This window comes from Janthinobacterium sp. 344 (assembly GCF_900112025.1).
Classification (GTDB): domain Bacteria; phylum Pseudomonadota; class Gammaproteobacteria; order Burkholderiales; family Burkholderiaceae_D; genus Janthinobacterium.
Genome location: NZ_FOKL01000007.1, coordinates 222160 through 243306 on the forward strand (window position 1 = coordinate 222160; position 21147 = coordinate 243306).

The window sequence follows — 21147 nt, forward strand, 5'->3', positions numbered from 1 at the left end:
CAAGGCGAGTTCAACAGAACACCTGTTGACACTTATAAAATTTTCGCCGACCATGATTCCACGTTACAACTTTTTCCCTGCACGAACCTCTATGCCAGGTACTGCGCGGGACCCCATGCGCCCGTTCAAAAGCCAGCCTCTGCCAGCCTACGAACGTGTAACCATCCGTCTCTTTTCGAAGGTCTGCCCATGCTCGATTCGGTCGCGTCGGTATTGCATCAGGTTCCGGAACTGGCCTTGTTTCTGGCGCTGGCGCTGGGTTACGCGGTGGGGCAGATCCGCTTCGGTCCCATCCAGCTGGGCGGCGTGTGCGGCACCCTGATCGCCGCGCTGCTGATCGGGCAAGTGGGCATCAGCCTCGACGCCAGCGTGAAGAACGTCTTCTTCATGCTGTTCATCTTTGCCCTCGGCTACGCGGGCGGCCCGCAGTTCTTTGCCAACCTGAACGCCAAGGGCTTGCGCCTGGGCATACTTTGCCTGATCGAAGTGGTGGTCGTGCTGGCGCTGGTGCTGCTGGCCACGCGCATCATGGGGCTGGACCAGGGCACGGCGGCCGGCATGATGGCGGGCGCGGCCACGGAGTCGGCCGTCGTCGGCACGGCCACGGACGCCATTTCCAAGCTGGCCCTGCCGGTGGCGCGCATCGCCGAGCTGCAGGCCAACGTCGTCACGGCCTATTCCATCACCTACATCTTCGGCCTGATCACCATCGTCATCATCACCAGCCAGATCTTCCCGCTGCTGCTGCGCGTCAACCTGCGCGAGGAAGCGGACAAGCTGTGGGCGCAGATGGGCGGCGCACAGGCGGGTGCCGACGACTTGCAGGCGACGCCGGAAATGGTGGGGCGCGCCTACCGCATCAGCCGTGGCGCGGGCCGCCGTCTCGATTCCTTGCAGCATATTTTCGCGGGCCGCGCCAGCATCACGCGCGTGCGCCGCCATGGCAAGGTGCTGGCTTTGGAGCCGGCGCTGCGCCTGCGCGCCAACGACGAGGTGCTGGTGATCGGCCACCGTCCCGCGCTGGTGGCGGCCGAGTCCATCCTCGGCGATGAATTTGCCGACACGACGGGACTGAACATGGCCGTGGCCGCCGTCGAAGTGGTGCTGCAGCAAGCCTCGCTCGTGGGCCAGCCCTTGCGCCAGCTGGCTCTGCCCGCCGGCGTGCACGTGGCGGCCGTCATCCGTGGCGAACACAGCATGCCGCCGCTGCCCGATCTGGCCCTGCAGCGCGACGACGTGCTGCGCCTGTACGGCACGACGGAAGGGCGCGAACTGAATACGGTGCTGGCCGGCATCGGCAAGCGCGTGCCCACGGGCGACCGCAGCAATATTGTCTACGCCAGCATCGGCATCGTGCTGGGCGTGTATATCGGCGGCTTTTCCGCCAAGCTGGGCGGCATTCCCTTTTCGCTGGGCACGGGCGGCGGCGCCTTGCTGACGGGCCTGGTGTTCGGCTGGTACCAGGCGAGAAAACCTGGCATGCCGGGCATCCACCCGAGCGCGCTGGACATGATGAAAGATATCGGCCTGGCCACCTTCATCGCCTGCGTGGGCCTGGCGTCGGGGCCGCAGGCGATCGACCTGATCCGCCAGTACGGCCTGTCGCTGCCGCTGATGGGCGTACTGATCGCCGCCATTCCCGCCTCGATCTCGCTGTGCGTGGGGCACTTTTTCCTGAAGCTGGAAGCGCCCGTGCTGCTGGGCGCCATCGCCGGTCAGCAGTGCAGCACGCCTGCCCTGTCCGCCGTGCAGAACGCGGCCGGCAATTCCACGCCCTTGCTGGGTTACACGATCACGTATGCCATCTCGAACGTCGTGCTGCCCCTGCTGGGGCCGCTCATCGTGGCCCTGGCCGGTTCCGTGCACGCCTGAAAGGGGGCTGGCAGGGCGGGCACCCGCAGTTGCAGTGGCAGTCAAGAATTCCTTCAAAACGAAAGGCGGTCAGCATGGAATGGTTGCACGAGTTATTCAAGAAGTCGCCTGAAATTGCCTTGTTTCTCTCCCTGGCAGTGGGCTATTACATCGGCAAGATCAAGTTCGGCTCGTTCCAGCTGGGCGGGGTCGCCGGTTCACTCCTGGTGGCGGTGCTCGTCAGCCAGGTGGGCGTCGCCATCGATCCCGGCGTCAAATCGGTGCTGTTCGCACTGTTCATCTACGCGGTCGGCTATGAAAGCGGACCGCAGTTCTTCAATTCCCTGGGCCGCCAGTCGGTGCGCGAAATCATCCTGGCCGTGGTGCTGGCCGTGACGGCGCTGTTGACGGTGGTCATCATGGCCAAGATTTTCGACCTGGACAAGGGCCTGGCGGCCGGCGTGGCGGCGGGCGGCTTGACGCAGTCGGCCATCATCGGCACGGCGGGCGACGCGATCGCCAAGCTGGGACTGGCGGCGGACGAGGTGGCGCGCCTGCAAGGCAACGTGGCCGTCGGCTATGCCGTGACCTATGTGTTCGGCTCGTTCGGCGCCATCATCGTCTGCGTCAACATCTTGCCCAAGCTCATGGGCCGCACGATACGCGAAGATGCGATCAAGGCGGAAACGGCGCTGCAGGCGGGCGTGCAGGTGCTGGGACCTGGCCAGACGCCCGCCGCGCCTGACCTCATCGGCCGCATCCATGAGGTGGGCCCGGGCGCCGGCCGTTCGGTGGCGGACATCGAAAGCGCCCATCCGAACACGGCCATCACCATCGAGCGCGTGAAGCGCAACGGCCAGGTCATCGACGTCAGCCAGGACCTGGTGCTGGCGGCCGACGACATCGTGCTGCTGGTGGGCCGCCGCGAAGCGATGGTGACCGTGTCTTCCCAGCTGGGCAAGGAATTGCATGCCGTCGAAGGCATGGAACTGGTGATGCAGCGCCGCGACATGGTGCTGACCAACAAGATCTATCACAACAAGACGGTGGGCGAGATCCGCAACGCGACGGCGCCGGGCGTGCGTCACGGCATCTTTGTCGTGCAGCTGAGCCGCATGGGCAAGGTCTTGCCCATGCAATCGGAAACCGTGGTGCAGACGGGCGACGTGGTGACCATCTATGGCGCCGAGCAGGACGTCAAGCGCGTGGCGGCCGAAGTGGGCTACATGATCGTGCCGAGCGCCAAGACGGACTTCGTCTACATGGGCGCCGGTCTCGTCGTCGGCCTGCTGGTGGGCTTGCTGGTGGCGCGCATCGGCTCGATTCCGCTGACCCTGGGCAGCGGCGGCGGCGTGCTGCTGTCGGGCCTGGTATTCGGCTGGTTCCGCGCCAAGCGCCAGACCTTCGGCTACATGCCCAGCGGCGCCGTGCAGATCCTCAAGGACCTGGGCCTGGCCGGCTTCGTTGCCGTCGTCGGCCTCACGTCCGGCCTGCAAGCGGTGGAAACCGTGCGCCAGCATGGCCTAACCCTGTTCGGCGTGGGCGTCGTCGTGACCATCCTGCCCATGATCCTGACCATGCTGATCGGCCGTTATGTATTGCGCTATGACAACGTCGCCGTGTTTGCCGGCGCCTTGTCCGGCTCGCGCAGCGCCAATCCCGCCTTCGGCGAAGTGCTGAACGCGGCGCAGAACTCGATTCCCACCGTGCCATTTGCCATCACCTATGCATTGGCCAATGTCTTCCTGACCTTGCTGGGGCCGCTCGTCGTGGCCTTCGTCTAGTCAGCGAGTGTTTGCACTACCCGAGCCGCCCGCACGGGGCTTCCTCTATGTCGTTGATAAGGAGTAGCAGAAATGGATTTCAGTAACCCAGACAAACTCGCCCTGTTGAGCCCATTCGAACTCAAGGATGCGCTGATCCAGACGGCCAAGCAAAGCAACCGGCTGATGCTGAACGCGGGCCGCGGCAATCCGAATTTCCTGGCGACCACGCCGCGCCACGGCTTCTTCCAGTTCGGCCAGTTCGCCATGACGGAAGCGGAACGTTCCTATGTATACATGGAAGGCGTGGGCGGCTTCCCCACGCGCGACGGCATCGAGTCGCGCTTTGAAATCTTCGTGCGCCAGCATGAGGGCACGCCGGGCGTGCATTTCATCGAGGCGGCCGTGTCGTACGTGCGCGACCAGCTGGGCCTGAGCGCGGGCGACTTCATCTACGAGATGTGCGAAGCCATCCTGGCGTGCAACTATCCCGTGCCGGACCGCATGCTGCGCCTGTCCGAGAAAATCGTCGGCCAGTATATCCACCGCGAAATGATCGGCGAACACCCGTTCGTCGGCAACTTCGACATGTACGCGGTCGAGGGCGGCACTGCCGCCATGACGTATCTGTTCGCCAGCCTGAAATCGAACCACATCATCCAGGAAGGCGATACCATCGCGCTGGGCATGCCGATCTTCACGCCCTACATCGAGATTCCGCAGCTGAACGACTACCAGCTGAACACCGTGCACATCGACGCGCCGCAGTCGAACAACTGGCAGTTCACGAAGAAAGAGCTGGACAAGCTGCTCGATCCGAAAGTGAAGGCCTTCTTCCTCGTCAACCCGAGCAATCCGCCCTCCGTCAAGATCGATGACGAGACGCTGGAATACATCGCCGGCATCATCAAGCAGCGCCCGGACCTGATCATCCTGACCGATGACGTGTACGGCACCTTCGCCGACAATTTCGTTTCCCTGTTCGCCATCTGCCCGTACAACACCATCCTCGTGTATTCGTTCTCGAAATATTTCGGCGCGACGGGCTGGCGCATGGGCGTGGTGGCCACGCACGAAAACAATATCCTGGACGAAAAAATCGCCCAGCTGCCGGAAACCGTCAAGAAACAGCTCGACGCGCGCTACCATTCCATCACCACCGAGCCGCGCAAGCTGAAATTCATCGACCGCCTGGTGGCCGACAGCCGCACCGTGGCGCTGAACCACACGGCCGGCCTGTCCACGCCCGTGCAGGCGCAGATGACCCTGTTCTCGCTGTTCTCGCTGATGGACGAAGAGCAAAAGTACAAGAAGGCGATGAAGCATATCGTGCTGCGCCGCAAGCAGGCGCTGTACCGCGAGCTGGGCTTGCCGATGGTGCACGACGCCAATTCCGTGCGCTACTACCATTTGCTGGACATGGAATCGCTGGCCGCGCAAATGCATGGCGAGGAATTTTCGCAGTGGCTGCTGAAAAAGCTGAAACCGAACGAGGCGCTGTTCCGCCTGGCCGAGGAAACGGGCGTGATCCTGCTGCCGGGCCGCGGCTTCGGCACCACGCACCCGTCGGGCCGCGTCTCGCTGGCCAACCTGAACGAATACGACTACGCGAACATCGGCCGCGCCATCCGTGGCATGGCGTCCGAATTCTTTGCCGTGTTTGAAAAGGAAAAGGGCGGCAAGGGCGAGAAGAAGTCGAAAAAGTAAGCGCCGGTGATTGATGGCCTGACCGCCATGGGCGCCCCGCAAGCGGCGCCCATTTTTGCGTGGACACCACACAATCCTCCAGTGCAGGCTGGAATGGACTTCCTTGCATATAATTGCTATTGTGAAAGTATAAACATGGCAATCCCGTGCTTTCCCCTCATTCATTGACTGGACGCTACATGGGCAGATTGCAAGGACATTTATTATTGGCTGGCGCGCTGGCCGCCGTACTGCCGGCGCTACCGGCCCTGGCGCAGGCGCCTGCCGGCGCGCCGCTGAGTTTCAGCGAAGCGCTGCAGCAAGCCGCCTCGGCTTCTGGCGCCGTGCAGGGCGCGGCGCTCGACGTGCGCGCGAAAACATTAAAGGCCGAAGCGCTGTCGAATATCGATGGTCCCTCGGTGGACTTGACGGCGTTTCGCGGCCGCTTGTCGACGGACTTGAACATCGATACGAGCGGCCTGTCCGGCGTGGTGGGCGGCATCGAATCGGTGCTGCCGTCGATTCCCGGCTTGCCCAAGCCACAGATTCCCAATTCCCTGAGCCGCGAAGTGGTCACGGACCTGACCTCGTTCGGCTTGCTGGGCATGTGGCCCATCTACACGGGCGGACGCCTGGACGCCGTCAAGGGCCTCGCGTCGAGCCTGACCCTGGCCGCGCAAGCGGACCGGGTGGAAGCGGAAGAGCAATTGGCCACCATGGTGGCGCAGCGCTACTTCCAGCTGCTGCTGGCGAAAAGGGTGGTGGCCGTGCGCGCCGAAGTGACGGCCGGCGTGACCGAGCACCAGCGCGACGCGGCCAAGCTGGAGAAGGGCGGCCTGATTTCGCGCGCCGAGCGCCTGCGCGCCGACGTGGCGCTGGACGGCGCCCGCAGCGACGAGGCGCAGGCGCGCAGCGACGAGGAAATCGCGCAAGTGGCCCTCGACCGCCTGTTGGCCACGACGACGCAGGTGCGTCCCAGCACGCCGCTGTTCGTCAACAGCTTGCCGGTGGGCACCTTGCAATCGTTCATCAGCACGGGCATGCGCGAAAATGCGAACTGGAAAAAGATCGATAGCAAGCGCGTGCAGGCCGAGCAGGCGTTGAAGCTGCACGGCAAGGAATACACGCCCACGGTATTTGCCGTGGGTAACTACAACTTGAACCGCGGCAGCGAAAAGCTCGTGCGCTCGAACTGGGCCATCGGCCTGGTCGTGGCCGTGCCGCTCGTGCACCGCATCAACACAGGCAAGATGATCGCCGCCGCCAAGCTGGATCAGGAGCGGGTGGAAGTGGTGGCGCGCCAGGCCGAGCGCGACATTCCCACCCTGATCGAAAAGAACTGGCGTGCGCTGGAAAATGCGCGCATCCAGTATCTGTCCACGGCTTCGTCGGTGGAGCTGGCGCGCGAAAATATCCGTTTGCAAACGGTGGCCTTCCAGCAAGGGCAGGTGACGTCGCTGGAAGTGGTCGACGCGCGCCTGAACCTGGCCAAGGTCGAGACCCAGCGCGCGCAGACGGCATATAACTATGTGATGGGACTGGCGCAATTGCTGGAGGCGACGGGCGAGACGCAGCGCCTGGGCAGCCTGGCCGCCGCGGCCGATATCCAGTTACCACTCGACACGACTCCATGAGAATACTATGAGCACATCCAAAAAACCATTGGTGATCGGCGCCGCCATCATCGTCCTGGCCTTCGTCGGCTGGGGCTTGTACCAGGCTTTCCAGCCGCAGCGCCTGCCATTGCAGGGGCAGATGGATGCGCAGGAAGTCAACGTCTCGTCGAAAGTGCCGGGCAGGGTGGGCGAGCTGTACGTCAAGCTGGGCCAGAACGTGGCGAAGGGCCAGCTGCTGTTCCAGCTGACGAGTCCGGAAGTGCAGGCAAAGATCGCCCAGGCCACGGCCGCCACGCAGGCGGCCGACGCCGTGGCGAAGAAGGCGGAAGCGGGCGCGCGTCCCGAGGAAGTCGCCGCCGCCAAAGCCAACTGGGAACGGGCGCAAACGGGGGCGAACATCGCCAGGACCACCTATACCCGCGTCAACAATATGTACGAGCAAGGCGTGATCGCCCAGCAGAAACGCGACGAGGCGCAAGCGCAGTGGCGCGCCGCCGAGCAACTGGCGCAGGCGGCCCGCGCGCAATATGACATGGCACAGAAGGGCGCCCGTCCGGAAGACAAGACGGCCGCCGCCGCCCAGGCGCGCCAGGTGGGCGCCGTGCTGACCGAAGCGGAAATCGCCCTGGCCGAAACCAAGATCGGCGCGCCGGTGGCGGGCCAGGTCAGCAAGATCCAGATCCAGCCGGGCGAACTGGCGCCGCAAGGCTTCCCCGTGATTACCCTGGTGAACCTCGACGACGCCTGGGCCGTGCTGCAAGTGCGCGAAGATGAAATGGGCGCCTTTAGCATGGGCAGCACGCATACGGCGAACGTGCCCGCATTGAAACAGCAAGTGAGCTTCAAGGTCAGTTCCGTCGCCGTCTTGCCCGATTTCGCCACGTGGCGCGCGGCGCGTCCGGGCGGCACGGACTTGCGCACGTTTGAAATCCGCTTGCGTCCGGCCATCAAGGTCGATGGCTTGCGTCCGGGCATGTCGGTCGTGTTTCCGCCGCTCTGATCGCCGATGAGCGAAGCGGATAAAAGCCAGGAGACGGCGCTGGCACGCGAGTGGCGGCACCTGCGCGGCGACTTCTGGGATGCAGGCATGCTCAGCTGGATACCCGTGCTCCTGTGCGGCATATTATGGCTGGTGTTTTCCGCCGGAATCGCGCGCGACTTGCCCATCGTCGTCATCGATAACGACAACTCCACCCTGTCGCGCCAGCTCACGCGCTGGCTCGACGCCTCGCCCGGCGTCCGGGTGACGGCGAAAGTGGCGTCCAGCGACGATGCCTTGCATCGCTTGCGCGAACGCACGGCCTTCGGCTACCTGGTGATACCGGGCGACTTTGAAAAGAAATTGCTGGGCGGCCGGCAAGCCACCGTGCAATGGCTGTACAACGCGCAGTTTTCCTCGCACGCGGGCGCCTTGCTGCGCGACGTGCGCACGGTCAGCACGACCTTGTCGGCCGGCATCGAGATGACGGCGCGCGTCAAGAAGGGCATGGCGCCCCTGCAGGCGGCGGCCCAGTTCGAACCGATACGCACCACCCTGAACAGTTTATATAACGAAAACATCAGCTATGAAGCGTTCCTCACGCTGGCCCTGATGCCGTCCATGTTGCAGATTTTCATCGTTGTCGCCATCGTCACGGGCATCGGGCGCGAATTGCGCGACGGCACCGTGCCGCAATGGCTGGCCTCGGCCCAGGGCAGCTGGCTGCGCGCCGTGGGCGCCAAGCTGCTGTTTCCCTTCATCGCCTATTGCGCGCTGGCACTGCTGTATCTGCTGTTCTTCAGCCTGGCGCGTGGCTGGGCCGTGGCGGGCAGCTTGCCGGCGCTGATGCTGAGCATGCTGCTGCTGGTGCTGGCCTACTGCGGCCTGGGCACCTTGCTGATCGCCGCGACGCTATCCATGCGGCTGGCCCTGTCCGGCGCGGCATTTATTACGGCACCGGCGTTCGCGTTCGCGGGCCAGGCTTTTCCGCTGTTGTCGATGCCGCCGCTGGCGCGGGCCTGGGCCGAAGCCCTGCCGCTCACGCATTACCTGCAGCTGCAAACCAAGTACTGGCTGGCCGGCGCGCCGTGGCGCTATGGCGTGCAGGAAATGCTGATACTGGCCGGTATCGCCATCGGCTGCGGCGCCGCGGGCGTATTCCTGCTGGCGCGCCGCGCCAACGCCCCCGCCGCCTGGGGGCGCACATGAGCTGGGCCGCCTTCCGCGCCACGTGGCGCGCCATGCTGACGGACAAGGGCGCGCTGACCTTGCTGTTCATCGGCGGCATCATCTATTCCTTTTTCTATCCCTTGCCGTATTCGACGGAAATCGTCCAGCGCGTGCCCGTGGCCATCGTCGACCAGGACCGCAGCGCCATGTCGCGCCAGATGACGCGCTTTGCCATGGCCCACCCGTCGCTGCAGGTGATCGCCGTCACGCCGGACTTGCCCGTCGCGCAGGATTTATTGTGGCGCGACCAGGTCATGGGCGTGCTGATCATTCCCGACGGCTTGCAGACGGACGTGCTGGCCGGGCGCGCCGCCCATGCGCAGGTGGCGGGCAATGGCTTGTATCTGATGCTCAACAAGGTGGCCCTGAACGGCCTGGCCGAAGTGGTGGGCACGGTGTCGGCCGGCATCGAGCTCAAGCGCTTGGGCGCGGGCACGCCTTCGACGGTGCAGGCCAACGAGCAGCGCTCGCCCATCGCCTTCGACGCCGTGCCCCTGTTCAACGTCAAGGAAGGCTATGGCGCCTACGTCGTGCCGGGCGTGGCGACATTGATCGTGCAGCAGACCTTGCTGATCGGCATGACCATGCTGTTCGGCACCTGGTACCAGCGCAAAAGTTTCCCTCTCGCGGGCAAGCGCACGGCCGGTGGCTACCTGGGCATGCTGCTGGCGTTCGCTTCCGTGGCCTTCCTGAATTGCTGCTATTTCTTCGGCTTCGTCTTCTGGTTCCAGGATTACCCGCGCGGCGGCAACTTCGGCGGCATGCTCTTGCTGCTGGTGCTGTTTTCGCTGGCCGAAGCGGCGTTCGGCATGCTGCTGGGCATGCTGTTCCGCACGCGCGAACGGGGCACGCAGCTGATGATCGCCACCTCGATGCCCGTGCTGTTCCTGGCGGGCCTCACCTGGCCCGTGTCGTCCATGCCCGTCGTGCTGCAATGGCTGCGCTGGCTGCTGCCATCGACGGCCGGCATCCAGGGCTTTGTCGCGCTCAACCAGATGGGTGCCTCGCTGTATGAGATCCGCCATGAGGTGGCCGGCTTGCTGGCGTTGCTGATCGCCTGCGTGGCGCTGGGCTGGTGGCGCTGGCGCAGGATGGAGGAAACCGTTGTTGATTTGAACAAGGCCGAAGGCTCTTGATATGCAATAATTTCATGCCCGGGGTCAGACCCGCCGGGTCTGACCCCATCTAAAGTAAACGATCCATGTCTGCATTCAATTTGTTCCAGCGCCTGTCCCAAGCCCCCACCAAGCCCAAGGCCGCGCCCGCCGCGCGGCAGTTCGACGTGGCGGATTTGTACCAGGGCCCCATTGCGCTGGGCGCGGAAGGCGAGGCGCAAGCTAGGCCTTTCGATGAAAAGCTGCGCCAGGCGTATTTCTGGATCGTCAACCACGCCATCATCAGCCCCCATTACGACATCGAGTACAACGACGGCCCGTCGCAGACGTATGCCGTGGGCGACAGCCGCCGTACATTGAATTTGCCGTCGGCGCAAAGCTATTCCAGCTTCATTTTGCTGCCCCTGCTGACGTTCGCCACGCGCCGCAAATGCCTGTTCGTCGGCGGGCCGGGGCGGGGCAAGACGGCCAGCGCCCTGCTGATGGGCGTGCTGGCCGGTTCGACGGTGAAAGAAGTGAAACGCGCCATGCAGCATGGCCATCCGCAGATGACGGTGGCCGACTTGCTGGGCAATCCGCTGCCGGCGGACCTGGTCAACGCGCAAAGCATGGACGATATCCGCATCGCCTGGCGCGCGTGGCTGGGCATGCGCGTGAAGATCGTCGATGAATACAACCGCATCCCCACGCGCACGCAAAGCGCGCTGCTCACCGTCATGGGCGACAATTACGCGGAAGTGCTGAACCACATTTACGAGTGCCCGGAAGCGGCCTGGTATCTGACGGCCAACGACGACCAGGGCGGCGGCACTTACCAGGTGATCGAGGCGCTGCGCGACCGGGTCGACGTGACGGTGCAGGCGCTGGCCTTCAATCCCCGCTTCTTGAATGAGCTGCTGCTGCGCGTGGAGGAAAACGTGCGTCCCGAGGAGCTGGTGCCGCCCGATATCATCTTCACCGAAGGCGAGGTGGACCAGATCGGCGTCGCCATCCGCCAGGTCGTGGTGCCCGACGCCGTGCGGCGCCGCCTGGAGTTTTTCGCCAGCCAGTTCGAGCTGTTCGAGACGGCGGGGGGGCAGTTCGAATACATGACCAAGGATACGGCCCGCCTGGCCGGCGCCGACCGGGGCGCCGCGCAGGCGGCCGACAATGGGCGCGACCGCCTGAAGGATCTCGGCTGCCAGACCCTGAACGGCATCTCCGTGCGCACCCTGATGGCGCTCTTGATCTACGCCAAGGCCATGGCGTATTTCCGCGGCAATGGCGAGGTGGCGCTGGAAGACTTGCGCCAGGTGCTGCCGTTCGTCCTGCATAACAAGCTGCAGCCGGACCCGGACGCGCCATTCTTCGCGCTGCCGGAAAACGCCGCCTACCGCAGCGACAGGCTGGGCTGGCTGCGCCGTTTGTTCGACCTGTCGAACGATGAATTCAACCGCCTGGACCTGGACCGCGACGATCCCGTGGGCCTGCTGTCGGCCGAGTTCGACCTGGGCCTCGATGGCGTGAGCGAGCGCGAGACCCTGGCGCGCCTGAACCGCATCGAAAAGCTGATCGGCGAACGCACCAAGGGGAGAAAACTGTATGGCCCCCTGTACGACGACCTGCTGAAATTGAAGTATCTGCACCAGCGCTATACCAATTACCGCAGCTGGCTGCGTTCGCAATGAGCGTGCCGCACTGTCAAGGCTTCCTGGAAGCGCTGGCCATGCTGAATGGCGAGGCGAGCGACCTGTGTGCCAGCTACGAGTTATCACGCCTGCCCGACGCTCCCGATATGGCAACGGCGCTGGGCATGCGCGTGGAAGATCATGCGTTGAATGTCATCGCCCCCGCCCGCGACTTGCCGGCGGCCTTGTGGCAGATCAGGCTGGCGCCATGCGGGCGCGCGCAGCTGGAGCAGGTGTGCCAGCGCTGGTTTTTCTCGTCGCGGCACATGCAGGCGGCGCCTGCGGGACGCTTCCGCGCCCAGCTGGTGGCCGCTTTCCTCGAATCGCTCGATGCGGCGCTGGGCAGGTTTTCCTTTTACGCCGTGACGATGACGCCGCCCACCGGTTTCTGGTATGCGATCCACTGGGACGAGATCGCGTTCGAGTGCGATGGCGAGCGCTATCTGCTGCATTTTTCGCATAGCGACTGAGGTGCGACGATGATTTCTCCTGCCTTCGCGGCGATACTCGCCAGCGGCCGCGCCCAGTTCAACGGCCGCGCAGCGGAAGCGCGCCGGCGCTTTCCCGCGCTCGACATGGCCGCCTTCGGCGCCTTTTTGCATGACGGCGTCGATCCGCTGGTGGGCGCAGTCGCCGCCGCCGCGCCCGAGCGCGCGGGCGGCGTCACCCTGGCCGCCTACGACATGGCGCTGGAACTCGTCGGCCATGGCCTGGCGGGACCGGCGGCAAAAAATCCCCTGTTGAATTCCGTCTGGCGCGAGCTGGCGCCGGCCTTTGCGCCGCTGCTGGCGGCGGCGCCTGTCGACGTGCTGGGCATGCTCAGCAACGCCGCCATCCATTTAAACGGCGTGGCCGGCGCGCGCCCCGCGCAATGGCAGCGCGAGCTGGCCGCCCTGGCGCCGCAGGTCACGACGCTGGCGCAGCTGCGCGCCGTGGGCCAGGTGCTGGCGTGGCGCGCCGGCGTGGCGCATTTCCGCCTGGGCGCCATCGCCGCCGCCGACACCTTGCCGCCAGCGCTGGCGCTGGCCGCCTTCGGCGAACCGGGGGCGCAGTGGCCGCAGGTGCATGCGCAATTACAGGCAAATCCGTGGCGCGGCAATGCCGATGGCCGCGAATTTGGCGGCTTCACGGGCCTGGGCGGCGACTTCGGCACGCCGCCGCAGGTGCGCGCCACGGACGATGGCTTTGTCGTGCGCAGCGCCGAGCGCCATTACCTGCTGGTGGCCGACGCCTACGGCGCCGTGCTGCACGGCGCCACGGCGCAGGAGTTCGAGCAGGCGCCAGCCAACGTTCCCGCATCCGTGCGCCTCGATGGCGCCACCGTGCACGTCGGCACGCGCCACATCGCGCTCGACCTGCCGGCCGGCGACATCGGCATGGCCGCCAATGCGCATACGCTGGCCATCACCTCGCCCTGGACGCACGCCATCCGCCTGCTGCCGCTCGCATGAAGACGAGCACCGATACCACCTTGATTGACAGCTGGCGCGCCGCCTGGCCCGAGGCGCTGGCCGTCTGGAGCAAGTTTACGCGCTTGCGCGACCCCAGCCTGTGCGCCAGCCGCGTCGAGGCCAGCCAGCAGGGCTTGTCCGGCAGCTTCGCCATGATCCGCCTGCTGGACCAGAGCGTGGTGGTCGATTTGCCGCTGGTGACGGAACTGGGCCTGGACGACTACGCGCTGGAAGTGCTCGCCCATGAAATCGGCCACCACATCCTCGCGCCGGGCAGCGCCAGTGACCAGTTCCGCCTGCTGGCGCGCATGCGCCGCGCCTTGCCGACGCTGGAGCAGCACGCGCCCATGGTGGCCAACCTGTACACGGACCTGTTCATCAACGACCGCCTGCAGCGCCAGGCGAATCTGCGCATGGCCGACATCTACCGCAAGCTGCAGCAGGGACGCACGCTGGAAGCGCGCGCCAAGGGCAGCGGCGGCGTCTGGACCCTGTACATGCGCATCTATGAAAACCTGTGGCAGCTGGAAAAGGGGGAACTTGGCGGAGCAGGGGCGGAGAACGAAGCCGACGAGCGCCTGGACACGGATGCCTGGCTGGGCGCGCGCCTGATACGCGTGTATGCGAACGACTGGATGCTGGCGGCGGGCCGCTTCGCCACCTTGCTGCTGCCCTACCTGGTCGACGATACGGACGCCCTGGGCCCCAGCCGCTACCTGCAGGACACGCGCGAGGCGGCGCGCGGCTGCCAGACGTACGGCGCGCAGCAGATCGAGGATGACGAGGAGGACGGCGCCATCCACCCCGTGCACGACAAGCGCATCTCGGGCCTCGATGGCGAGGAGCCGCAAGGCGAGGCGCCGGCAAGGCAGGGCGGCGGCCAGCTGCGCGAACCGTTCGAACTGGGCGACATATTAAAAGCCTCGGGCGTGGACCTGAGCGATCATGAAATCGCCATCCGCTACTACCGCGAGCGGGCCTTGCCGCACTTGGTGGCGTTTCCCAGCCGCCCCGCGCCCGAGTCGCAGGAGCCGCAGATGGAAGGGCTGGAAGCGTGGGAAATCGGCGACCCGCTGGAAGACATCGACTGGCTGCAATCGGTGATGCAGTCGCCGCGTCCCGTGCCGGGCGTGACCACCGTGCGCAGGGTCTATGGCCGCGAACCGGCGCGCGCCATCGACGCCGTGCCCGTCGACCTGGACATGTACGTGGACAGCTCCGGCTCCATGCCGAACCCGCAGGCGCGCACCTCGTTCCTGACCCTGGCCGGCGCCGTCATCGCCCTGTCGGCCCTGCGCGCCGGCGCGAAAGTGCAGGTGACGCTGTGGAGCGGCAAGAACGAGGTGATGCAGACACCCGGTTTCGTGCGCGACGAAGACCTGATCCTCGGCGTGCTGACGGAGTTCTTTGGCGGCGGCACCTGTTTTCCCCTCCACTGCCTGCGCAAGACCTATGCGGGCAAGCGTGAACGGCCCGCGCACATCCTGATGATTTCCGACGATGGCATCACCACCATGTTCGATAACGATGAACAGGGCAATAGCGGCTGGGATATCTCGGCCAAGGCACTGGCGCAGGGCGGCGCGGGCGGCACCATGGCGCTGAACCTGGAGCGCGACTGGGAAGGCGCGGCCAGCCACATGTGGCTGCGGCCACCCTATGACGACCTGAAACGCGCGCGCCGCGAGCAGGGCTGGGATATCCACGCCGTCGAGCGCTACGAGGATCTGCTGGACTTTGCGCGGGCGTTCAGCCGCAGGCATTATGTGAAGAGTTAAACAAGATGAATATGCGCAGCAAAATTCCGGGGTCAGACCCGGCGGGTCTGACCCCAGCATTTGCCGTTGGGGTGAGGGAATGACATCATGATGCAAATCGGTCCCCACCTCGAAATATTAACCCACCGCCTGGCCGACACCCCCGTCGAATTCCTGGCCGAGCCCCGCATCGCCGGCGTCGCCAACGCGCAGGCCGTGTCCGTGGCGGCGCTCGTCAACGATATTCTGCTGTTGCATGGCACTCGCGCGCCGGTCGCCTCCCTGCAGGGCTTTATCGGCGCGCACGTGAAGGCGGACCGCAACCGCCTGGCGCTGGCCATGATCGTGTGCTGGCTGCTGGCCGACGAGTGGTTCACCGCGCAGGGGCTGGCACAGCAGGACTTGCTGCAGCTGCTGGGCGAGGCGGCACGCGAACTGGCTGCCGCCACGCCGGCCCACCAGTTCACGCAAGACCCCGAGCGGCGCGAAGAACTGGCGCGCATCGTGCTGGCGAGACTGGGTTTCCGTCCACGCGACGAAAGCGTGGCGCAAGCGACGGACAGGCTGTCCGCCATCAGCGGCACGGAGCGCCGCCGCCTGCTTGAGGCGAGCCGGCTGGCCGAGCAGCGCGCGCGCGAAATCCGCGAGGCGCTGGCGAAGAAGGCGGCCGAGGAATCGGCCGACAAATGGTCGCGCGAATGAGTTCGGATGCCCATCTGCCCGGCGGCGCCTGGGAATCGGACCGCGACTACTGTCCCACCTTGACGCCGGCGGGCGCGCGCATGCTGGAAAAACTGCGCAGCCATGCCGCGGCCCCCCGTTACCGCAACCGCAGCGGCAACAAACTGCTGGCTGGAGAAGTGGCGGCCTTGCGCGCCTATGAGCGCGAGGTGATGGAGGCCAGCATAGGCTGGAGCGCCGCCGCGCCGCCGTCCTGGCTGGCGGATTTTCTCAGGACGACCTACGCCACGGTGCCGCATTACCGCGCCTGCGGCTCGCCCCCCGCGCGCTTGCAGGATGTCGCGCCGATCAGCCGCGCCGAGCTGGCGCACGATATCGCCGCCTTCGTGCCCGATGATGCGGACCTGGCGCGCATGATCAATTTCCAGACCACGGGCACCACGGGCCACCCGTTGCTGATCGCCTCGCACCCGCTGGTGGCGGGGCGCTACCTGGCGTTCCACAAGCGCGCGCTGGCGCGCTTCGGCGTGACCCTGCGCCACGGCGCGGGGCAGGTGGGCGTGATGCTGCTGGGGCACCAGCGCCGCTGCTTCACCTATGTCTCCGTCACGCCCACGATGGGGGAATCGGGCCTGGCGAAGATCAACCTGCACGTGGACGACTGGCGCGATCCGGACGACCGGGGGCGCTACCTGGACGCCATGGCGCCCGAGCTGATCGCGGGCGACCCCATCTCGTTTGCGGAGCTATTGACCCTGCGCATGGCGCACAAGCCGGCCGCGCTGCTGTCAGTCTCGATGATGCTGTTGCCCGGCATGCGCGCGCGCCTGGAAGGGGCTTTCGGCTGCCCCGTGCTCGACCTCTATTCGCTCAACGAAGTGGGACCGGTCGCCGTCTACGACGAGCGGGCGGGCGGCCACGTGCTGCTGCAGCACCGGCTGTACGTGGAAATCCTCGACAGCGAAGGCAAGGCCGTGCCTGACGGGACGCGCGGCGAGATCACGGTGACGGGTGGATTTAACTTTTGCCTGCCCCTCGTGCGCTACCGCACGGGCGACTACGCGTCGCTGGCGCATGGCCCGCACGGTCCCGTGCTGGTGGGGCTGGCCGGCCGCAGCCCCTTGCGCTATCGGACGGCGCAGGGCCAGTGGATCAATAATATCGACATCACGCATGCGCTGAAACCGCTGGCCATCGCCGTGTTCGGCGTACACCAGCACGGCGACGGTAGCGTCGCGCTGCGCCTGGCGCCGAACGCCATGCCGCAGGCGGACCAGGCGCGCGCCTTGCTGGCGCCTTTTTTCGGCCCCGTCACGGTCGAAGTGCTGCTGGCGGAAGACAAGATCATTCAATACACGTCGGATGTGCGGGAAGCGGCAGTATGAGCGGCTATCAGCGGGGCCTGGTGGTGGGCAAATTCTGCCCGCTGCACCTGGGCCATGAACTCTTGATCCAGCGCGCCGCCGATGCGTGCGCAGCATTGCTGGTGGTCAGCTACACCAAGCCCGAGTTTCCCGGCCTGGAGCCGGCGCGCCGGGAAGGCTGGCTGCGGGCGCGCTTCCCGCAGGCGCAAGTCGTCGTGCTGGACGATGCGCGCCTGGCCACGCTGTGCGCGGCGCGCGGCGTGCCGGCGCGGACCTTGCCGCACAATGACGACGAGGGCGACGACCATCGCCACTTCATGGGCTGGCTGTGCTGGACGGTGCTGGACCTGCCCGTCGACGCCGTGTTTAGCAGCGAAGACTATGGTCCCGGCTTTGCGCGGGTGCTGCAACAGCATTACGCGCCGGGCGCCGTGGCGCATGTGAGCGTGGACCAGGCGAGAAACCGCGTGCCCGTGTCCGGCACCCTCGTGCGGCAAGACCCGCAGGCGCACAGCGCCTTCCTGTCTCCCGAGGTGCGCGCCAGTTTCGTCCAGCGCGTGTGCGTGCTGGGGGGCGAGTCGAGCGGCAAGACGACCCTGGCGCAAGCGCTGGCGGCGCATTGCGGGACAGGCTGGGTGGCCGAATATGGCCGCGAACTGTGGGAAAGTCAGGATGGCGTATTGCACTATGACGATCTGCTGAAGATCGGCCGGGAACAGCTGCGCCGCGAAGCCATCGCAGCCGGGCAGGCGCGGCGCTGGCTGTTTTGCGACACGTCGCCGCTGACCACGTATTTTTACTGTGTCGAGATGTTCGGCAAGGCCGAAGCGGAACTGCTGGAACTGGCCGGCCACGGCTACGACCTGGTCGTGCTGTGCGCGCCCGACTTCCCCTTCATCCAGGACGGCACGCGCCGCGACGATGGTTTCCGCGCGCGCCAGCATGCGTGGTACCAGGCCGAACTGGCGCGGCGGGGCATCGCCTTTGTCAATGTGTCAGGTACTGTGGCCGACAGGGTGGGGCAGGTGGCGCAGGCGCTGGCGGTGGCGTGATCAGCGTGGTTCGGATTACGCGGCTTGCGCCGCTGATCGGAGCTACTCTGTAAATGCGGTTCTTACCGCCGCCAGGATCTCATCCGAGAACGCGGCATCGTCGACGGCGCGCGACAGCGCCACGGCGCCCACCATGGCCGACAGCATGACGATGGCTTCCTGGCGCGGGTCGCGTTTTTTCTGCCACGGAAAATGCGCCGCCAGCTTGCCGATGATGGATTTCAGGTGGAAGGTGAAGGCGGGCAGCACTGCCGGCTGCTTGCGCGCGTCGCCGGCCAGCGCCGCCAGCAGGCAGCCGTCGCCGGGGCCATCGCGGTGCTGCGCGCTCAGGTAGTCGCGCACGTACTGGCGCATGGCTTCCGGGCTGATGGTTGCCGCATCGAGCGCCGCGCGCGAGTGCTCCGAACCGTGCAGGGTGCTTTCCGCCATCAGCGCTTCCTTCGAGGCGAAGTGGTTGTAGAACGGGCCATGCGTGAGTCCCGTCGCCTTCATGATCTGTCCCACGCTGACGCCGTCAAAACCCTGTTCACGGAACAAGCGCGCCGCTTCCTGCAGGATGCGCTGGTGTTTTTCTGCCGTTTCGGCCGCTGGGTATCGCATGGTGTTCTCCCGGTCATTAAATAATTTCTGTTGACATCATACATTACGCACGTCATGCTTGCGACATTAAGCATGATGATCGTCATGTTTAATGTCGCATCAAGCATGACAGGTGTCATGTTTGACCCGTCGTGCTGGAAACCATTCATTCGAATTTACCAATTGCAAAGGAATCATCATGAATACAGTCAATACACCGGGCACGGCCCTCGTCACCGGCGCCTCCTCGGGCCTGGGCGCCATCTATGCGGACCGCCTGGCCAGCCGCGGCTTTGATCTGATTTTGGTGGCGCGCAGGGTGGAGCGCCTGGGCGTGCTGGCCAAGTCGCTGGCGGAAAAATACGGCGTGGCCGTGCGCGCCATGGCGGCGGATCTGTCCGCGCCGGCCGACCTGCAGCGCGTGGCCACGGAGCTGGCCACCAATTCCGCCATCACCATGCTGGTGAATAACGCGGGCGCCTCGACCCTGGCGCCCGTGCTCGATACGTCCGCGGAGAAGATCGCCACGATGGACAAGGTGAATGTGACGGCGCTGGCCGAGTTGAGCTACGCCGTGCTGCCGCGCTTCAAGCAGCGCAACGGGGGCACCATCATCAATATCGGCTCCGTGCTGTCCTTCCACATCCTGCCCGTCAGCACGGTCTACAGCGCCACCAAGGGCTATGTGATGAACTTCACGCGCGGCTTGCAGCAGGAACTGGCCGGCACGGGCATCGTGGTGCAGCTGGTGCTGCCCGCATCGACGGCGACGGAAATCTGGGAATTGAGCGGCGTGCCGCTGTCGCAGCTGGACCAGGCCACCATCATGCGCGCGGAAGACTGCGTCGATGCGGCGCTGGCAGGCCTGGACCAGGGAGAACTGGTGACCTTGCCCTCCGTGGAGGACAAGGAGCTCTGGGAGCGCTTCGACGCGGCGCGCCTGGCGCTGTTCGCGGGCGCGATGCGTGGCAAGCCGGCATCGCGCTACGGCGTCAGCGCCAGCGCCAGCGTTTAAGCGGCATTGAGCGCCTGTTCCAGGTCTTCGCGCAGGTCGTCGATATGCTCGATGCCGACGGACAGGCGCAGCATGTCTTCGGACACGCCCGCCTTGGCCAGTTCCTCGGGATTGAGCTGGCGGTGCGTGGTGGACGCCGGGTGCGTGGCCAGCGACTTGGCGTCGCCGATGTTGACCAGGCGCGTAAACAGCTGCAGGGCGTCGAGCACGCGCGCGCCGGCCGCGCGCGGATCTTCGCCTGTGGCCAGCTTCAGGCCGAAGGACAAGATGCCCGAGGCGCGGCCACCCATGTATTTTTTGACCAGCGCGTAATCAGGGTGGTCTTCCAGGCCCGCGTAGTTGACCCACGCGACCTTCGGATGGTTTTTCAGGTGTTTGGCCAGGGCCAGCGTGTTGTCGCAGATGCGGTCCATGCGCAGGGCCAGGGTCTCGATGCCCTGGATCAGCTGGAAGGCGGAGAGCGGAGAAATGGCCGCGCCCATGTTGCGCAGCGGGACGACGCGCGCGCGGCCGATGAAGGCGGCGGGGCCGAACGCTTCCGTGTAGACCACGCCGTGGTAGGACACGTCCGGCTCGTTCAGGCGCTTGAAGCGCTCCTTGTGTTCTGCCCACGGGAATGTGCCGCTGTCGACGATGGCGCCGCCCACGGTGGTGCCGTGGCCGCCCAGGTACTTGGTCAGCGAGTGGACCACGATGTCGGCGCCATGCTCGATGGGGCGGAACAGGTAGGGACTGGGCACCGTGTTATCGACGATCAGCGGGATGCCGTGCGCGTGCGCGATCTCGGCCAGCTTGGCCACGTCCGTCACATTGCCCAGCGGGTTGCCGATCGATTCGCAGAAGATGGCCTTGGTGCGCGCGTCGATCAGGGCGGCGAAGGTCTCGGGCTGGCGCGCGTCGGCGAAGCGCACCTCGATGCCGATCTGCGGCAGGGTGTGGGCAAACAGGTTGTAGGTGCCGCCATACAGCTGGCTGGCGGAGATGAAATTGTCGCCCGCTTCGGCGATGGTCTGGATCGCGTAGGTGATGGCCGCCATGCCCGACGCCACGGCCAGCGCGGCCACGCCGCCTTCCAGCGCCGCGACGCGCTTTTCCAGCACGTCCTGCGTGGGATTCATGATGCGCGTGTAGATATTCCCGGCGACCTTCAGGTCGAACAGGTCGGCGCCATGCTGGGCGTTGTCGAAGGCATACGCCACCGTCTGGTAGATGGGGACGGCGGCGGCCTTGGTGGTGGGGTCGGGGGTGTAGCCGGCATGCACGGCCAGGGTTTCGATTCTCATGTGGTCTCCGGTGTCAGTGATATGCGGTGGTGAAATCCGCAGTCATTGTGCCATGCGA

The 21147-nt window shown here is 65.6% G+C and carries 17 protein-coding genes; 15 read left to right on the plus strand and 2 right to left on the minus strand.

Annotated elements, in window-relative coordinates:
- Positions 1–189: 189 nt before the first annotated feature.
- The 14 genes from aspT (BM193_RS19465) (at position 190) to BM193_RS19530 (ending at position 18212) form a co-directional block, all read left to right on the plus strand.
- A complete protein-coding gene (gene aspT, locus BM193_RS19465; protein ID WP_092799541.1) occupies positions 190–1872 on the plus strand; it encodes an aspartate-alanine antiporter in 1683 nt (560 codons plus the stop codon).
- Between the two features lie 74 nt (positions 1873–1946).
- Positions 1947–3635, plus strand: coding sequence for an aspartate-alanine antiporter (gene aspT / locus BM193_RS19470; protein ID WP_092799539.1), 1689 nt, complete (start codon positions 1947–1949; stop codon positions 3633–3635).
- Positions 3636–3707: 72 nt separating this feature from the next.
- A complete protein-coding gene (locus BM193_RS19475; protein WP_092799537.1) occupies positions 3708–5321 on the plus strand; it encodes a bifunctional aspartate transaminase/aspartate 4-decarboxylase in 1614 nt (537 codons plus the stop codon).
- Positions 5322–5500: 179 nt separating this feature from the next.
- On the plus strand, positions 5501–6934 hold the full coding sequence (locus tag BM193_RS19480) for a TolC family protein (RefSeq protein ID WP_092799535.1): 1434 nt from the start codon (positions 5501–5503) through the stop codon (positions 6932–6934).
- Between the two features lie 7 nt (positions 6935–6941).
- The gene (locus tag BM193_RS19485) at positions 6942–7916 is read left to right on the plus strand and encodes an HlyD family secretion protein (RefSeq protein ID WP_092799533.1); all 975 of its coding nucleotides are present in this window, start codon (positions 6942–6944) and stop codon (positions 7914–7916) included.
- A gap of 6 nt (positions 7917–7922) precedes the next feature.
- Positions 7923–9104 (plus strand): ABC transporter permease, encoded by a 1182-nt coding sequence (locus BM193_RS19490; RefSeq protein ID WP_092799531.1) that lies wholly within the window; start codon positions 7923–7925, stop codon positions 9102–9104.
- Positions 9101–10261: an ABC transporter permease gene (locus BM193_RS19495; RefSeq protein WP_092799529.1), complete on the plus strand. Its 1161-nt coding sequence runs from the start codon at positions 9101–9103 to the stop codon at positions 10259–10261. Before BM193_RS19490 ends, BM193_RS19495 begins: the two co-directional genes overlap by 4 nt.
- A 65-nt stretch (positions 10262–10326) precedes the next feature.
- Positions 10327–11907 carry an AAA family ATPase gene (locus tag BM193_RS19500; RefSeq protein ID WP_092799527.1) on the plus strand — a complete coding sequence of 527 codons (1581 nt, stop codon included), beginning with the start codon at positions 10327–10329 and terminating at the stop codon, positions 11905–11907.
- Between the two features lie 2 nt (positions 11908–11909).
- Positions 11910–12377, plus strand: a complete 468-nt coding sequence (locus BM193_RS19505; RefSeq protein WP_139176209.1) for a hypothetical protein — start codon at positions 11910–11912, stop codon at positions 12375–12377.
- Between the two features lie 9 nt (positions 12378–12386).
- Positions 12387–13358 (plus strand): hypothetical protein, encoded by a 972-nt coding sequence (locus BM193_RS19510; protein ID WP_092799523.1) that lies wholly within the window; start codon positions 12387–12389, stop codon positions 13356–13358.
- Complete coding sequence (locus tag BM193_RS19515) at positions 13355–15136, plus strand: vWA domain-containing protein (RefSeq protein WP_092799521.1); 1782 nt, start codon at positions 13355–13357, stop codon at positions 15134–15136. Before BM193_RS19510 ends, BM193_RS19515 begins: the two co-directional genes overlap by 4 nt.
- An 87-nt stretch (positions 15137–15223) precedes the next feature.
- Positions 15224–15817, plus strand: a complete 594-nt coding sequence (locus tag BM193_RS19520) for a hypothetical protein (protein WP_175533353.1) — start codon at positions 15224–15226, stop codon at positions 15815–15817.
- Complete coding sequence (locus BM193_RS19525; protein WP_254786322.1) at positions 15802–17181, plus strand: phenylacetate--CoA ligase family protein; 1380 nt, start codon at positions 15802–15804, stop codon at positions 17179–17181. The genes BM193_RS19520 and BM193_RS19525 overlap by 16 nt, the downstream gene beginning before the upstream one ends.
- A complete protein-coding gene (locus BM193_RS19530) occupies positions 17178–18212 on the plus strand; it encodes an AAA family ATPase (RefSeq protein WP_092799515.1) in 1035 nt (344 codons plus the stop codon). The genes BM193_RS19525 and BM193_RS19530 overlap by 4 nt, the downstream gene beginning before the upstream one ends.
- A gap of 42 nt (positions 18213–18254) precedes the next feature.
- Here the strand turns inward: BM193_RS19530 and BM193_RS19535 are convergent, their stop codons facing one another.
- Positions 18255–18812 (minus strand): TetR/AcrR family transcriptional regulator, encoded by a 558-nt coding sequence (locus tag BM193_RS19535; RefSeq protein ID WP_092799513.1) that lies wholly within the window; start codon positions 18810–18812, stop codon positions 18255–18257.
- A 178-nt stretch (positions 18813–18990) separates the two neighbouring features.
- Between BM193_RS19535 and BM193_RS19540 the strand changes: the two genes are divergently transcribed.
- Positions 18991–19806, plus strand: a complete 816-nt coding sequence (locus BM193_RS19540; RefSeq protein ID WP_092799511.1) for an SDR family NAD(P)-dependent oxidoreductase — start codon at positions 18991–18993, stop codon at positions 19804–19806.
- Here the strand turns inward: BM193_RS19540 and BM193_RS19545 are convergent.
- On the minus strand, positions 19803–21089 hold the full coding sequence (locus tag BM193_RS19545; protein ID WP_092799509.1) for an O-acetylhomoserine aminocarboxypropyltransferase/cysteine synthase family protein: 1287 nt from the start codon (positions 21087–21089) through the stop codon (positions 19803–19805). The two genes, BM193_RS19540 and BM193_RS19545, sit on opposite strands and share 4 nt — an antisense overlap.
- Between the last annotated feature and the right edge of the window lie 58 nt (positions 21090–21147).